Annotated in this window: 9 protein-coding genes; 2 read left to right on the top strand and 7 right to left on the bottom strand. The window is 74.3% G+C overall.

The window, feature by feature from the left end; genetic code table 11:
* Nucleotides 1-5 precede the first annotated feature (5 nt).
* The 3 genes from ACF1ED_RS22495 to ACF1ED_RS22505 all read right to left on the bottom strand — a co-directional run bounded on the left by ACF1ED_RS22495 (nucleotide 6) and on the right by ACF1ED_RS22505 (nucleotide 2,465).
* Nucleotides 6-767, bottom strand: a complete 762-nt coding sequence (locus ACF1ED_RS22495) for an N-acetyltransferase (RefSeq protein ID WP_391763097.1) — start codon at nucleotides 765-767, stop codon at nucleotides 6-8.
* Nucleotides 768-835: 68 nt separating this feature from the next.
* Nucleotides 836-1,567: an HNH endonuclease family protein gene (locus tag ACF1ED_RS22500; protein WP_391763099.1), complete on the bottom strand. Its 732-nt coding sequence runs from the start codon at nucleotides 1,565-1,567 to the stop codon at nucleotides 836-838.
* 64 nt (nucleotides 1,568-1,631) lie between these two features.
* Nucleotides 1,632-2,465, bottom strand: a complete 834-nt coding sequence (locus ACF1ED_RS22505; RefSeq protein WP_391763512.1) for a hypothetical protein — start codon at nucleotides 2,463-2,465, stop codon at nucleotides 1,632-1,634.
* Between the two features lie 126 nt (nucleotides 2,466-2,591).
* On the opposite strand from ACF1ED_RS22505, the gene ACF1ED_RS22510 reads away from it, so the two are divergent.
* Nucleotides 2,592-3,158 (top strand): TetR/AcrR family transcriptional regulator, encoded by a 567-nt coding sequence (locus ACF1ED_RS22510; RefSeq protein WP_391763101.1) that lies wholly within the window; start codon nucleotides 2,592-2,594, stop codon nucleotides 3,156-3,158.
* Nucleotides 3,159-3,178: 20 nt separating this feature from the next.
* Here the strand turns inward: ACF1ED_RS22510 and mfd are convergent, their stop codons facing one another.
* The 3 genes from mfd to ACF1ED_RS22525 all read right to left on the bottom strand — a co-directional run bounded on the left by mfd (nucleotide 3,179) and on the right by ACF1ED_RS22525 (nucleotide 10,351).
* Complete coding sequence (mfd, locus tag ACF1ED_RS22515; RefSeq protein ID WP_391763103.1) at nucleotides 3,179-6,712, bottom strand: transcription-repair coupling factor; 3,534 nt, start codon at nucleotides 6,710-6,712, stop codon at nucleotides 3,179-3,181.
* A 250-nt stretch (nucleotides 6,713-6,962) separates the two neighbouring features.
* Nucleotides 6,963-9,536 (bottom strand): ABC transporter permease, encoded by a 2,574-nt coding sequence (locus tag ACF1ED_RS22520; protein ID WP_391763105.1) that lies wholly within the window; start codon nucleotides 9,534-9,536, stop codon nucleotides 6,963-6,965.
* Entirely contained in the window at nucleotides 9,533-10,351 is an 819-nt protein-coding gene (locus ACF1ED_RS22525) for an ABC transporter ATP-binding protein (protein ID WP_391763107.1), read from the bottom strand. The genes ACF1ED_RS22520 and ACF1ED_RS22525 overlap by 4 nt, the downstream gene beginning before the upstream one ends.
* Before the next feature lie 193 nt (nucleotides 10,352-10,544).
* Here ACF1ED_RS22525 and ACF1ED_RS22530 point away from each other — a divergent pair, with 193 nt between their 5' ends.
* Entirely contained in the window at nucleotides 10,545-12,080 is a 1,536-nt protein-coding gene (locus tag ACF1ED_RS22530) for an MFS transporter (RefSeq protein ID WP_391763109.1), read from the top strand.
* 40 nt (nucleotides 12,081-12,120) lie between these two features.
* On the opposite strand, the gene ACF1ED_RS22535 is transcribed toward ACF1ED_RS22530, so the two are convergent.
* Entirely contained in the window at nucleotides 12,121-14,385 is a 2,265-nt protein-coding gene (locus ACF1ED_RS22535) for an FG-GAP-like repeat-containing protein (RefSeq protein ID WP_391763111.1), read from the bottom strand.
* Nucleotides 14,386-14,389: the final 4 nt, after the last annotated feature.

A 14,389-nucleotide genomic window follows, 5' to 3' on the forward strand; every position in this document is an offset into this window, starting at 1 on the left:
GGGGGTCAGCCGGCCGACAGGGAGTGGCGCACCCACACGTTGGGCTCGACGTAGACCGCGTAGCCGCGCGCGGCCTCGCAGTGGACGGGCACGAGCGCGCCCGGCACCTCGACCGGTCCGTCCTCGTCGAAGGCGAGCCCCGTCCACGCCCGCCACTGCTCCAGGGAGCCGGAGACCGTCATCGACGCGGGCGCGACCGCCTCGATCCGGCCGCCCGCGCGGACGTGCACCCGCAGCCACGCGTCGTGCGGCAGCCCGTCGGACTCCCGGACGCGGAAGGCGTACTCGTGGATGGAGGCGCCGGCCTCCAGGTGCTTGCCGTTGGGCCGGACCGGCGCGACGAGTTCGGCGAAGCCGAGCCGGCGCGCGTTCTCCCGCATCGCGGCGAGCATCACGTGCGAGACCCCGCGCCCGAGGGCGCTGGTGTCCACGGTGATCTCGATGGCGCTGACCGTGTCGGGCGTCCTGCCGTGCCGCCGGTCCGAGAAGGCCCACAGCAGCACCTCGTCCCAGCCCCGGTCGGGAAGCGTCCGCCGCCCGTCCGCGTCGAGCCGGAAGGGCACACTGAAACCGCGGGCGACGACCGCGCCCGAGGGTTCGGTGGCCACGAGCACGTACTCGGGGAAGTCCCGCACGATCCGGCCCATGTGCGACCAGCCGACCGGGTCGTACATCATGAACTCGGGCCAGAGGTCCTTCATGGACCACATCGGCCCTTCGAGCTCGGGCCGCTCGGCGAGCGTGGTGATCGTCAGTTCCTGGTCCATGTGGGCAGGTTAGGCGCGGCCTCGAACGGCGCCAACCGAATATCGAACACCCCTCGGGCGGGCGCTCCTCAGCCGCCGCACTGCCTGAGCATCGCCTTCTTGTCCGCGGGGGTGACCGGCAGCGCGTACTTCCGCGCCACCTGGGCGAAGCGGACCGCGTAGGCGCAGCGGATGTCCCGCGACGGCGGCAGCCAGGTCGCCGGACCGGAGTCGCCCTTGGCCGAGTTGGCCCGGCCCTGCACCGGCAGCAGGTTCAGCGGGTCGTTGGCGAGCTGCTGCCGCTTGCTCCTCGACCAGCGCGACGAACCCATCTGCCAGCTGTACGACAGCGGGACGACGTGGTCGATCTGGACCTCGGCGGCCTTCTGCTTGGTCCAGTCGATGGTGGTGCCGGTGTACGGGTCGGGCAGCTTCATCGAGACCACCACGCAGGTGGAGCCCGACCGGTAGCGCAGGTCGTGGCCGTCGCGGCGCAGCATGTCGTTGCGGGTGTCGCAGCCGTTGCGGGCGAGCGGCACGCCGTCGGCCTTGTCCATCCAGGCGTAGCCGAACTCGTCCCGGTCGTACCCGGTCTTCGTCCCGCGCCCCTTGGTGGCGAGGCCGTCGATCAGCTCCCGCGCCGCCCGCTCGGTCTCCGCCGTCACCGGCGCGAGGCCCGCGCGCAGGCCGTTCGGATTGTCGAAGGGGTCCGTGCCCGTGACGGCGGAGGACCCCCCGGGCAGGGAGCATCCGGCGAGGAGGACGAGCCCGGCGAGTCCGGCGGGTCCCGCGGCGGAAAAAAGCTTTCGGCGTATCAGCACGGGAGAATCGTAGGCACAAAACCCCTGATAGTGATCGTTTCGCCACCGGTGGGCCGGTCCGGTGTCAGACCTTCCCGATGCCGAGCGTGTTGTCGGCGGGCAGCAGTCCCGAGCCGATCGCGGCGAGCCAGGGCCCGCCGAGGAGTTCCGAGAGCCGCGCGGTGGCGTCCGGGCCGAGCGCGGCCCAGGGCGCGGCGGCCAGTTCGTCCGTGCGCCGCTCCACCTCGGCCCGCAGCTCCCGCCCGGCCGGCGTGGCGCCCCCGCCGGCGTCCACGAGCCCCCGCCCGGCCAGCCGCTCCCGCGCGGCCGACCACTCCCCGGCGCTCCACCCCCGGCTCGCGAAGACGGCCTCGGGCGCGGCCCCGACGGCGGCGAACGACACCAGCGCCTCGACGGGGTCGAGCCCGGCGCCGAGCAGCGCCGCGACGTGTCCGTCGCCCCGGTGCTCGCGCAGCAGGGTCGCGGCCTGCCAGAGCACCAGGTGCGGCTCGTCGGCCCAGGGCAGCTCGGCGTGGGCGGCGGCGAGCGGCCGGCCGGCCGGGTCCGCGGCCTCGGCGGCCCGCCGCGCGAGCCCGGCGGCCTCGTCCAGCGCGCCGGCGCCCTCGTCCCCCAGCACGTCCCGCAGGGTCCGGTCGACGGCCCGCAGCCGCGCCGCGAGGACGTCGCCGGGCGCGGCGACCTCCCAGGCGGCGGGCACGTACCGCCCGACCGCGGCCGGGCTGAAGCTGTAGAACGCGGACGCCACCCGTCCCGCCCCCACGGCCCCCAGCGGCGCGGCGCGCCAGGCGAAGTAGGAGGGCCAGCGCTCCCCGGTGTCGTAGCCGAGCGCGGCGGCCTCCTCGAAGGCCCCGGGGGCGTAGTAGTGCAGGGCGTGCAGCGGTTCGAGCAGGTGCCACATCTGTCGTGCGCGAGCGGTGTCCACGGGGACCTCCCTGGCAGCGGCCGGACCGGAATCTAGTCACTGACTAGACTGTGCCCGCGCCCGGCAACTTGTCAATGACTAGATGAGGGCTAGGCTGCTGCCATGACGAGCCGGAAGCGGACCACCTACCACCACGGCGACCTGCGGCAGGCCGTCCTGACGGCGGCCCTGGAGGTGATCGCGGCCGACGGCCCCGGCGCCCTGAGCCTGCGCGACCTCGCCCGCCGGGCCGGCGTCTCCCACGCCGCCCCCGCCCACCACTTCGGCGACCGGACCGGCCTCCTGACCGCCATCGCCGCCCAGGGCTTCGACCTGCTCGCCGACGCGCTGGCCGGCGGCACCTCGCTCGCGGACCGGGGCCGCCGCTACGTCCGCTTCGCGGCCGGCCACCCCGCGCACTTCCAGGTCATGTTCACCCCCGCCCTGCTGCGCGCGGACGACCCCGCGCTCACGGCGGCCCGGGAGCGCGCCGCCGCCGGGCTCCGCGCGGGCGTCGCCGGCCTGCCCGGCACGGCGGACCCCCGCGCCACCGGCATCGCCGCCTGGTCCCTCGCCCACGGCTTCGCCACGCTGTACCTCACGCACAACGTCGACGGGGCCGTGGGCGACCTGCCCCCGGAGGAGTACTTCACCGCCCTGACGGGCTTCCTCGCCGACCGCGAGGACTGAACCCCTGCGGGCCGCGCCCCTCAGTCGAGGATCGTCGTCAGGAACTCCCCGGTCCACGCCAGCAGTTCGCGGCCGACGAGCGGCTTGCCGCCGATCGGTCGGGTGGCCGGGCGGGGCACCAGGATCTGGTGGACGGCCGGCTTGATCACCGACTTCGGGTGCAGGCGCTTGAGGCGCAGCTCCTGCGACTCCCGCAGCTCCACCGGGGCGAAGCGGATGTTGGGGCCCTGGAGGACGATCTCGCCGACGCCGCAGGCGCGGGCCAGCATCCGCAGGCCGGCGACGAGGAGGAGGTTCTCGACCGGCTCCGGGAGCTTGCCGTAGCGGTCGGTGAGCTCCTCCCGCACCGCCTTGACGTCCTCCTCCGAGTTCGCCGAGGCGATCGCCCGGTAGGCCTGGAGGCGCAGCCGCTCGCCGGGCGCGTAGTCGTGGGGGACGTGGGCGTCGACCGGCAGCTCGATCTTGACCTCCAGCGGCGCCTCCTCCTGCGCGCCGCCCTCCAGGGAGGCCCGGTAGTCCGCCACCGCCTCGCCGACCATGCGGACGTACAGGTCGAAGCCGACGCCCGCGATGTGGCCGGACTGCTCGCCGCCCAGGAGGTTGCCCGCGCCGCGGATCTCCAGGTCCTTCATCGCGACGTACATGCCGGCGCCCATCTCGGTGTGCTGGGCGATGGTCGCCAGCCGCTCGTGGGCGGTCTCCGTGAGGGGCTTCTCCGGCGGGTAGAGGAAGTAGGCGTAGCCGCGCTCGCGGCCCCGGCCGACCCGGCCGCGCAGCTGGTGCAGCTGGGAGAGGCCGAAGTTGTCGCCGCGCTCCACGATCAGCGTGTTGGCGTTGGAGATGTCGATGCCGGACTCGACGATCGTCGTCGAGACGAGCACGTCGAACTTCTTCTCCCAGAAGTCCACGACGACCTGCTCCAGGGCCGATTCCGACATCTGGCCGTGGGCCGTCGCGATCCGCGCCTCCGGGACGATCTCGCGCAGCCGGGCGGCCGCCCGGTCGATGGAGTCGACCCGGTTGTGGATGTAGAAGACCTGGCCCTCGCGGAGGAGTTCGCGGCGGATCGCCGCGCCGATCTGCTTCTCCTCGTACGGGCCGACGAAGGTGAGGACCGGGTGCCGCTCCTCCGGCGGGGTGGTGATGGTGGACATCTCGCGGATGCCCGTCACCGCCATCTCCAGCGTCCGGGGGATCGGGGTCGCGGACATCGTCAGGACGTCGACGTTGGCCCGGAGCTTCTTCAGCTGCTCCTTGTGCTCGACGCCGAAGCGCTGCTCCTCGTCGACGATGACCAGGCCGAGGTCCTTGAACTTCGTCTCGGAGGAGAAGAGGCGGTGGGTGCCGATGACGACGTCGACGGAGCCCTCCCGCAGGCCCTCCAGGGTCGCCTTCGACTCGGTGTCCGTCTGGAAGCGGGACAGCGCGCGGACGTTGACCGGGAACTGCCCGTACCGCTCGCTGAAGGTGCCGAAGTGCTGCTGCACGAGCAGCGTCGTCGGCACCAGGACCGCGACCTGCTTGCCGTCCTGGACCGCCTTGAAGGCGGCCCGCACCGCGATCTCCGTCTTGCCGTAGCCGACGTCGCCGCAGATCAGCCGGTCCATCGGGACCGTCTTCTCCATGTCCTCCTTCACCTCGGCGATCGTGGAGAGCTGGTCGGGCGTCTCCGCGTACGGGAAGGCGTCCTCCAGCTCGCGCTGCCACGGGGTGTCGGGGCCGAAGGCGTGGCCGGGGGCCGCCATCCGGGCGCTGTACAGCTTGATCAGGTCGGCGGCGATCTCCTTGACCGCCTTCTTCGCCCGCTGCTTCGTCTTCGTCCAGTCCGCGCCGCCGAGCCGGTGCAGGGTGGGCGCCTCGCCGCCGACGTACTTGGTGACCTGCTCCAGCTGGTCCGTCGGGATGTAGAGGCGGTCGCCGGGCTGGCCGCGCTTGGCGGGGGCGTACTCGACGAGCAGGTACTCGCGGGTCGCGCCCTGCACCGTGCGCTGCACCATCTCCAGGTAGCGGCCGACGCCGTGCTGCTCGTGCACGATGTAGTCGCCGACCTCCAGGGTCAGCGGGTCGATGGTCTTGCGCCGCTTGGCGGGCATCCGCTGCCCGTCCTTGCCGGCCGCCTTCTGGCCGGACAGGTCGGTCTCGGTCAGCACGGCGAGCCTGAGCGCCGGATCGACGAAGCCGAAGTCGATCGATCCGCAGGCCACGTGCACGACGGCCGGGCCGACGTCCGCCAGGTCGGCCGTCAGCCGGGCCGCGATGCCCTCGCCGCCCAGCACCTCCACGGTCCGCGAGGCGGGGCCGTGGGCCTCCGTCACGTACACCGTGCGCCAGCCGTCGGCCAGCCAGCCCTTGGTGTCGGCGAGCGCGCGGGCCGTGTCGCCGCGGTACGACTCCGGGGCGCGCATCCCCAGCGTGAGGGCGTCGGCCTCCCGGGCGGCGTCGGCGTCGGCCGCGAACGGCGACACCGACCACCACATCATCCCCAGCTCCCGCGCCCGGTCCCGGACGTCCGCGATCCCCCACAGGGAGGCCGCGCCGACGTCGATCGGCGCCTCGCCGCCGCCTGCCGTCGCCGCCCACGACGCCTGGAGGAACTCCTGGCTGGTGGCGACGAGGTCGGCGGACCGGGTGCGGACCCGCTCGGGGTCGCAGACGACGGTCATCGCCCCGGCCGGCAGGACGTCGAGCAGCAGCTCCATGTCGTCCACGAGGACCGGGGCCAGCGACTCCATGCCCTCGACCGCGATCCCCTCGGCGATCCTGTTCAGCATCTCGCCGAGCTCCGGGTGCTCCTCGGCGAGGGCCGCGGCCCTGCGCCGCACCTCGTCCGTCAGCAGCAGCTCGCGGCACGGCGGCGCCCACAGCCCGTGCTCGGCGACTTCGAGGGAGCGCTGGTCGGCGACCTTGAAGTAACGGATCTCCTCGACCTCGTCGCCCCAGAACTCGATCCGGAGCGGGTGCTCCTCGGTCGGCGGGAAGACGTCCAGGATGCCGCCGCGCACGGCGAACTCGCCGCGCTTCTCGACCAGCTCGACCCGGGCGTACGCGGCGGCCGCGAGCCCCTCGACGACCTCGTTCAGATCGGCGGTCCCGCCGCTCCTCAGCGCCACCGGCTCCAGGTCCCCGAGCCCCTTCACCTGCGGCTGGAGCACGGAGCGGATCGGCGCGACGACGACGCCGACCGGGCCCGTGGCCGGGTCGTCCGGATTCGGGTGGGCGAGGCGGCGCAGCACGGCGAGCCGGCGGCCGACGGTGTCGGAGCGGGGCGAGAGCCGCTCGTGCGGCAGGGTCTCCCAGGAGGGGTACTCGACGACGGTGTCCGGGTCCAGGAGGGACCGCAGCGCCGCCGCCAGGTCCTCGGCCTCCCGGCCGGTGGCCGTCACGGCGAGCACCGTGCGCCCCGAGTCCCGGGCCAGCGCGGCCACGGCGAAGGGGCGGGCGGCGGCGGGACCGACCAGGTCCACGTGCGGGCGGTTCCCGTCCGAGGCGGCCGTCACCGCCTCCGCGAGGGCCGCGTCCTTGACGACGAGGTCGAGCAGACCGTGCAGGCTCATGGAGCTTCCATCCCGGTACGTACGGGGGTGAACGGACAGGCGGACACCCGGGCGAGCGGACAACGCGAACGGCCCGACACGTGAACGGGCCGGGGGCCTCCACCCTACGACGCCCGGCCGCCCCCGGCGCGAGGGATCGCGCCACCTCCGCGAGGAGCGCGGCCCGCGCACGGCGAAGGCCCCGGCCCGCACGGCGAAGGCCCCGGCGCGCGGGGCGCGCGCCGGGGCCGTGGCGGTTCACCGGACCGGGCTACTCGCTGGCGATCGCGTTCAGGACGTTCATGCGGCCCGCCCGGAAGGCCGGGACCAGCGCGGCGAAGAGGCCGACGAAGGCGGAGCCGACGAAGACCGTGAGGATCGTCGTCCAGGGGATCTCCAGGACGCCGAGGCCCTCCAGCGCGAGGAGCTGCTGGGCGGCCGTGCCCCAGCCCATGCCGAGGCCGAGGCCGAGCAGCGCGCCGAAGAGGGCGATGACGACCGACTCCAGCCGGATCATCCTCCGCAGCTGGCGGCGGGAGAGGCCGATGGCCCGCATGAGGCCGATCTCTCGGGTGCGCTCCACCACCGACAGGGCCAGCGTGTTGACCACGCCGAGGATCGCGACGACGATCGCCAGCGCCAGCAGGCCGTAGACGATGTTGAGGAGCTGGCCGACCTGGTCCTTCAGGTCCTCCTTGTAGTCGGCCTGGTCGGAGACCTTGTACTGGGGGTACGGGGCCAGCGCCTCCTTCAGGGACGCGTACGCCGCCTCCTCCTGCCCGTCCTCCGCGCTCGCCAGCAGCAGCGCGCTGGCCGGCATCCGCTCGGCCGGCAGGTGCGCGGCGGCGGTGGTGACGTTCGTGTACATGGCGCCGTTGTCGACGTTGCCGGTGTCCGCCGTGATCGCGGCGACCTTCAGCTTCGCCGTCGAGCCGTGGGCGAAGGCGACGGTGAGGGTGTCGCCGACCTCCACGCCGTGCCCGGCGGCGTAGTCGCTGCCGACGGACATCGCGCCCGGGGCGTACGCGGCGGCCAGGTCACCGGAGACGACCTCGCGCCGGAGGTCCCGGGGGTACGTCGGCTCGGTCGCGGCCAGCCACTCCTTCGATGTGGTGCCGCGCGGGTCGGTGATCCGGACGTCGACGGGCCGGTACTCGGTGACGTGGTCGAGGCCGGCGACCTTCTCCACGGCGGCCTGCGCCTGCGGCACGATCGGCGCGCCCATCTGGCTCTGCACGATGTAGTCGGCGCCGACGGACCGGTCGAGCTCGTCGGTGGCCGAGGCGACCATGGAGGAGCCGACGACGGAGAGGCAGGCGACGAGCGCGAGGCCGATCATCAGGGCGGCGCCGGTCGCGCCGGTGCGGCGCGGGTTGCGGAGCGCGTTCCGCTCGGCCATCCGGCCGACGGGGCCGAAGACCCGCAGGACGACGACGCCGAGGACCCGGACGACCCCGCCCGCGAGGACCGGGCCGATGACGACGAAGCCGAGCAGCGACAGGACGACGCCGGCGCCGAGCCACAGCGAGCCCGGGCCCGCCTCGTCGGCCCGGGTCGCGGCCCACAGCGCGCCGCCGCCGGCGAGCGTGAGGAGCAGGCCGGTCCCGGCGCGGACCCGGCCGGCGCGGCCGTCGGCGGGGGTGCCGGCGTCGCGGAGGGCGGCCATCGGGGAGACCTTGCCGGCCCGGCGGGCCGGGACGTAGGCGGCGAGGACGGTGACGAGGACGCCGAGGGCGAGGCCGACGACGGGCGTGGTCCAGGCGACGGTGAGGTCGCGGGTGGACAGCTCCATGCCCATGGACGACATGAGCTCCATCAGGCCGACGGCGAGGCCGACACCGGCGGCGACGCCGGCGACCGAGCCGATCAGTCCGAGCAGGACGGCCTCGACGAGGACGGAGCGGTTGATCTGCCGGCGACTGGAGCCGATGGCCCGCAGCAGGCCGATCTCCCGGGTGCGCTGGGCGACCAGCATGGAGAAGGTGTTGACGATGAGGAAGATGCCGACGAGGAAGGCGATCCCGGCGAAGCCGAGCATCGCGTACTTCATGACGTCGAGGAAGCCGGCCAGGTCCTCGCTGCTCTCGTCGGCGACCTCGGCGGCGGTCTGCACCTTGAATCCGTCGCCGAGGGCGGCGGCGACGTCCGCCTTCAGCGCGGTGTCGGCGACGCCGGGCTCGGCGTCCACCATGACCTGCGTGAACAGGCCCTCCTTGCCGAGGAGTCGGCGCTGCGCGGTGGCGGTGTCGAAGTAGACGAGGGTGGCGCCCGGGTTGGTGACCTTGAACTCGACGATGCCGGAGACGGCGGCGGTGAAGTCGCCGGCGGCGGAGATCGTGCGGAGCGGGGTGCCGAGCTTCAGGCCGTGCTTGTCCGCGGTGCCGCGGTCCACGACGACGTCGGTGGGGCCGCGCGGCTCGTGGCCCTCGACCAGTTCCACCGAACGCAGCTCGTACGGGCTCCAGTTGACGGCGATCGTCGGGGCGCCGCTGGTCGGCCCGACGTTCTCGTTCTCCTCGTCGACGACGGTGACGCCCATCGAGGTGACGGAGCCCTGGGCGTCGGCGACGCCCTTCGTGCCCCGCACCTCGGCGACGACGGAGGCGGGGAAGGACTCGGGGCGGCCGGTGTCCGGGCTCTCGTCCGTCGCGTCGGCCTCCCGCGGGGAGACGGTGACGTCGGAGGCGGTGACCGCGAAGAGCTTGTCGAAGGTGGTGTTCATCGTGTCGGTGAAGACCAGGGTCCCGGACACGAACGCGACGGACAGGAGCACGGCGACGGCGGAGAGCGCCATCCGCCCCTTGTGCGCGAGGAGGTTCCGCAGCGAGGTTCTGAGGACGGTCATGACGTCCGCCCGCGCGCGTCGGAGTCGGGGGCCTGGGGGTTTCCCCCGGAGAAGAGGAGCATGCGGTCGAGGACGGCCTCGGCGGTCGGCCGCTCCATCTCGTCCACGATCCGTCCGTCCGCCAGGTACAGCACCCGGTCCGCGTAGGAGGCGGCGACCGGGTCGTGGGTGACCATGACGATCGTCTGGCCCAGTTCGTCCACGGAGCGGCGCAGGAAGCCGAGGACCTCGGCGCCGGCCCGCGAGTCGAGGTTTCCGGTCGGCTCGTCGCCGAAGATGATCTCCGGCCGGGCGGCGAGCGCCCGCGCGACGGCGACGCGCTGCTGCTGGCCTCCGGACAGCTCCGTCGGCCGGTGCTTGAGGCGCCCGGCGAGCCCGACGGTCTCGACGACCCGGTCCAGCCACTCCCGGTCGGGCCTGCGGCCCGCGATGTCCATCGGCAGCGTGATGTTCTCCAGCGCGCTCAGCGTCGGCAGCAGGTTGAACGCCTGGAAGATGAAGCCGATCCGGTCCCGGCGCAGCCGGGTGAGCTTCTTGTCCTTGAGCCCGGTGATCTCGGTCTCGTCGAGGAAGATCTGCCCGCCGGTCACGGTGTCGAGGCCCGCGAGGCAGTGCATCAGGGTCGACTTGCCGGACCCCGAGGGCCCCATGATCGCGGTGAACCGCCCGCGCTCGATGTCCACGTCGACGTGGTCCAGTGCGACGACCCGGGTCTCCCCCGCGCCGTACGCCTTGACGACCTGACGCGCCCGCGCGGCGACGGCCGTCTGCCCTCCCGAACCCCCGTGCCTGGGGATGGTCACAGCCGAAGTCACGGTCTTCTCCTCGCAGAGGTGGTGGTTTGTAAGTTCAAGTTAAGAAGCGGGGAAGCCGCTTCTCGTCCTCCGCCGGGACGACCGTCCCCTGGCTCGCATGGGGGAGCTCCCCCTAGGGGTTCCTCACCCCGTGGTCGGAGTGAGACCCTGTCCCCGCACATTTAGGTGTACGAAGAAAGAGAAAGGCGGCAGAGTGACCGACGGCAGAACCGCCTCGCCGCGGGCCCCCCGGGAGGCCCAGCCCGCCGAGCGCCGCCGGGGCGCCGTCGTCGCCGCCCTCATGCTCTGCATGGCGCTCGCCGCCCTCGACGGCACGATCGTCGCCACCGCCGTCCCCCAGATCGTCGGCGACCTCGGCGGCCTCTCGGTCTTCTCCTGGCTCTTCTCCGGCTACCTCCTCGCCGTCACCGTCACCCTCCCCGTCTACGGCAAGCTCAGCGACACCTTCGGCCGCAAGCCCGTCCTCGTCGCCGGCACGGTCCTCTTCCTCCTCGGCTCGCTGCTCTGCGCCGCCGCGTGGAACATGGCCGCGCTCATCGCCTTCCGCGTCGTCCAGGGCCTGGGCGGCGGCGCCCTCCAGGGCACCGTCCAGACGATCGCCGCCGACCTGTACCCGCTCAAGGAGCGGCCCAGGATCCAGGCGAAGCTCTCCTCCGTGTGGGCCACGGCGTCCATCGCGGGACCGGTGGTCGGCGGACTGCTCGCCGGGTACGCGGACTGGCGCTGGATCTTCCTCATCAACCTGCCGGTCGGCGGCCTCGCCCTCTGGATGATCCTCCGCCACCTCACCGAACCCGCCGCGCCCGCCCGTACGGCCCCGGTCCGCATCGACTGGGCGGGCGCGCTCGGCGTCTTCGCGACCGGAGCGCTGCTGCTGACCGCGCTCGTGCAGGGCGGCGTGGCCTGGCCGTGGCTCTCGGCCCCGTCCCTGGGCCTGCTGGGCGGCGCGGCGCTCCTCGCGGCCGGCACCGTCGTCGTGGAACGCCGGGCGGCGGAGCCGATGATCCCCGGCTGGGTCTGGCGCCGGCGCACGATCGCCGCCGTCAACCTCGCGCTCGGGGCCCTGGGCCTCCTCATGGTCGCCCCGACCGTCTTCCTCCCCACCTACGCGCAGTCGGTCCTCGGCCTCGGCCCGATCGCCGCCGGCCTCGTCCTCTCCGCCTGGACGCTGAGCTGGCCGATCAGCGCCGCGCTCTCCAACCGCGTCTACAGCCGCATCGGCTTCCGCCTGACGGCCGTCCTCGGCATCACCGGCGCCCTCGTCCTGCTCCTCGCCTTCCCCTTCCTCCCCTACCCCGGCGAACCCTGGCAGCCGGCCCTCCTGATGCTCCTCCTCGGCGCCTGCCTGGGCCTCTTCCAGCTCCCCCTCATGGTCGGCGTCCAGTCGACCGTCCCCTACGAGGAGCGCGGCACCACCACCGCCTCCGTCCTCTTCTGCCGCCAGGTCGGCCAGAGCACCGGCGCGGCCCTCTTCGGCGCCGTGGCGAACGCCGTCCTCGCCGCCCGCCTCGGCGGCGGCGACCTCGACGCGGTGGCCCGCGCCCTGGAAGCCCCCGCCGCCCTCACGGCCGACGCGGCCGACCACCTCCGCCGGGCGGTGGACGCGGCCGTCGACCACGTCTACCTCGGCGCCGCCGCCGCGGCCGCCCTCGCCCTCCTGGCCCTCCTCACCCTGGCCCCCCGCCGCTTCCCGGTCCTCAAGGAGGTGTCGGGGGAGGACCCGGACTAGCCCCGGGCCGCCCGGCCGACACCCCGCCGGCGGGACCGGGTCAGAGGATCTCGTCGGCGCCGATGCCGAGGTCCTGCTTGCGGGCCGCCTCGAAGGGGGCCCGCCAGGCGCCCGTGCCGGCGTAGAACGTGACCGCCGAACCGGTGGAACGGGCCAGCAGGTCCCGGCGGCCGTCGCCGTCCACGTCACCGGTCCCGACGAGCTGACGGAAGCCGCCCCAGCCACCGCCGATCCTGGTCCGGGCCGCGAAGGTGCCGTCGCCCCGGCCGAGGTAGAGCCACAGCACACCGGCCTTGTCGCGGGCGACGAGGTCACCGGGGGCGGCACCGCCGATGTTCCCGGTGGCGGTCAGCTCGTCGTAGACCTGCCAGCCGCCGCCGATCCTCACGCGGGCGGCGAAGGGGGCCCCGGCGTCGCCGGTGCTCCGGTACAGCCACAGCCCGCCCGCCCGGTCGGCCGCGACCAGGTCGGCGCGGCCGTCGCCGGTGAGGTCGGAGCCGCCGGTGAGCCGGTCGTACGCGTTCCACCCGCCGCCGACCCGGACCCGGCCGAGGAACGGCGCCTTCCAGTGGCCCGCGCCCTGGTGGAGCCAGAGCACGCCGGAGCGGTCGCGGGCCACGAGGTCGGCGAGGGGCGTCCCGGCGACGTCGCCGGTGGCCTCGACCCGGTCGTAGACGTCCCAGCCGGTGCCGACCCGGGCCCTGCCCAGGATCGCGGGGCCGTCCCCGGCCGCCTTCGGGACGAGGTCGTACGAGGTGAACGCGCCGTTCGTCTCCCGCCCGAACAGCTCGGGGGCGCCGTTGCCGTCGAAGTCGTGCCCCCCGGGCGCGCGGCGGACCGTGAACGAGCCGGAGGCGGTGACGGGGGCGCCGAGGCCGTCGAGCGGCTCGGCCTCGAACCGCCAGGTGTACGTGCCGGCTTCGGCGCCCCGGCCCGGGGTGTCGAAGTCCTCGCCGCGCCAGGTGAAGCCGACCGCGTCGGACCCCATGTCCTGGGGGACGTAGGGCTCCATCGGGGAGGACGCGCCCCACAGCGGGCGCCGGACCACCTCGTCCTCCAGGCCGCCGCCGCGCACGCGCGTGAAGGTCACCCACGCCCGCACGTCCTTCCGCGACAGGCGCCACCGGAGGTCGAAGCCTCCGGCGGCCCGGTCGAGGTCGAACGTCCCGGGCAGGTCGGCTCCCCGGTACTCCAGGGCGGTCGGCTCCCCGGTGGCGGCGACGAGTTCGGCGACGGGCGCCGCCCCCTCCCCTCCGGACGCGATCCGGTACAGGCCCTCGCCCCGCGCGACCGTCCCGCCCCGGGCCAGCAGCGAGCCGTCCGGCCCCTGGGCGAGCGACCGCACCCGGTCGAGGACCCTCACGGAGCCGCCGGTGCCGTCCGCGCGCTCCGCGAGCAGCGGCTGCCCGGCGGAGCCGTGCACGAACCAGTCGCCGACCAGGCCGTGTTCGGAGTTCTCCAGGGCCGCGGTCCGCCGCATGGCCGCCGTGCCGCGGGCCCCGACGGCCAGGGCCGGGTCACCGGCGCCCGCCCAGACGACGTGCGTCGCCGAGGCCGTGCCCGGCCGGCGCTGGTCGAGGGAGGAGGGGACGGGCACGGAGTCGAGGACCCGCCCGGACGCGACGTCCAGGACGGCCCGGGAGTAACGGCGGGCGTCCACCGGACCCGAGACCTCGAAGACCACGGCGAGACCGGACGTCGTCCCCTCCCGCACGACGGAGAAGCCGGCCAGGTCCTCGGAAAAGCCGCTGATCACCCGCTCCCGCACGCCGTCCGGCCCGGGGGTGAGCAGCAGTTGCCGCCCGCCCCCGTCCGCCTCCCGCACGCCGACGAGGAGCGTGCTCCCCACCGCCCCCCGGTAGTGGTACGTCTCCCCGTCCTTCTCCCGCGCGGCGAGGTCCACGACGTACGGCTCCGCCCCCGAGGCCAGGTCGTGGACGGTGAGCACCCGGGACCGGAGGACGTCGGTCGCGTGGTCCCCCTCCACGAGGACGTCCGAGCCGCCGAGGCCGTACCGCCCCGTGTCCTCGTAGGGCAGGACCTTCGTGGTGCCGTCCGCGTACCGGGTCCAGCGCAGCTCCCGCCGGCCGTCGGTGACGACGGACACGAAGAAGCCGGCGGTGCCGCCGCCGACGACCGGCGCGTCCCCCTTCGGGTACGGCACCGGTGCCTGCGCCCCGTCCTGTGCGGTGAGCGCCGCGGCCGTCGCCGGGGGCGCCGAGACGGCGCCTCCCGTGGCGGCCAGGGCGACGACGACGGCGGCTGCCGCGATCCTTCTGCCGGTGTACGCGCGCGCGTGGAGCATGTGC

It is taken from the genome of Streptomyces sp. NPDC014656 (assembly GCF_043084305.1).
In the GTDB taxonomy this organism is placed as follows: domain Bacteria; phylum Actinomycetota; class Actinomycetes; order Streptomycetales; family Streptomycetaceae; genus Streptomyces.

Coding starts and splice junctions, on each gene's coding strand:
- ACF1ED_RS22510 (WP_391763101.1), top strand. CDS start 2,592: ATGACGAGCCGGAAGCGGACCACCTACCACCACGGCGACCTGCGGCAG.
- mfd (WP_391763103.1), bottom strand. CDS start 6,712: ATGAGCCTGCACGGTCTGCTCGACCTCGTCGTCAAGGACGCGGCCCTC.
- ACF1ED_RS22535 (WP_391763111.1), bottom strand. CDS start 14,385: ATGCTCCACGCGCGCGCGTACACCGGCAGAAGGATCGCGGCAGCCGCC.
- ACF1ED_RS22505 (WP_391763512.1), bottom strand. CDS start 2,465: ATGTGGCACCTGCTCGAACCGCTGCACGCCCTGCACTACTACGCCCCC.
- ACF1ED_RS22520 (WP_391763105.1), bottom strand. CDS start 9,536: ATGACCGTCCTCAGAACCTCGCTGCGGAACCTCCTCGCGCACAAGGGG.
- ACF1ED_RS22495 (WP_391763097.1), bottom strand. CDS start 767: ATGGACCAGGAACTGACGATCACCACGCTCGCCGAGCGGCCCGAGCTC.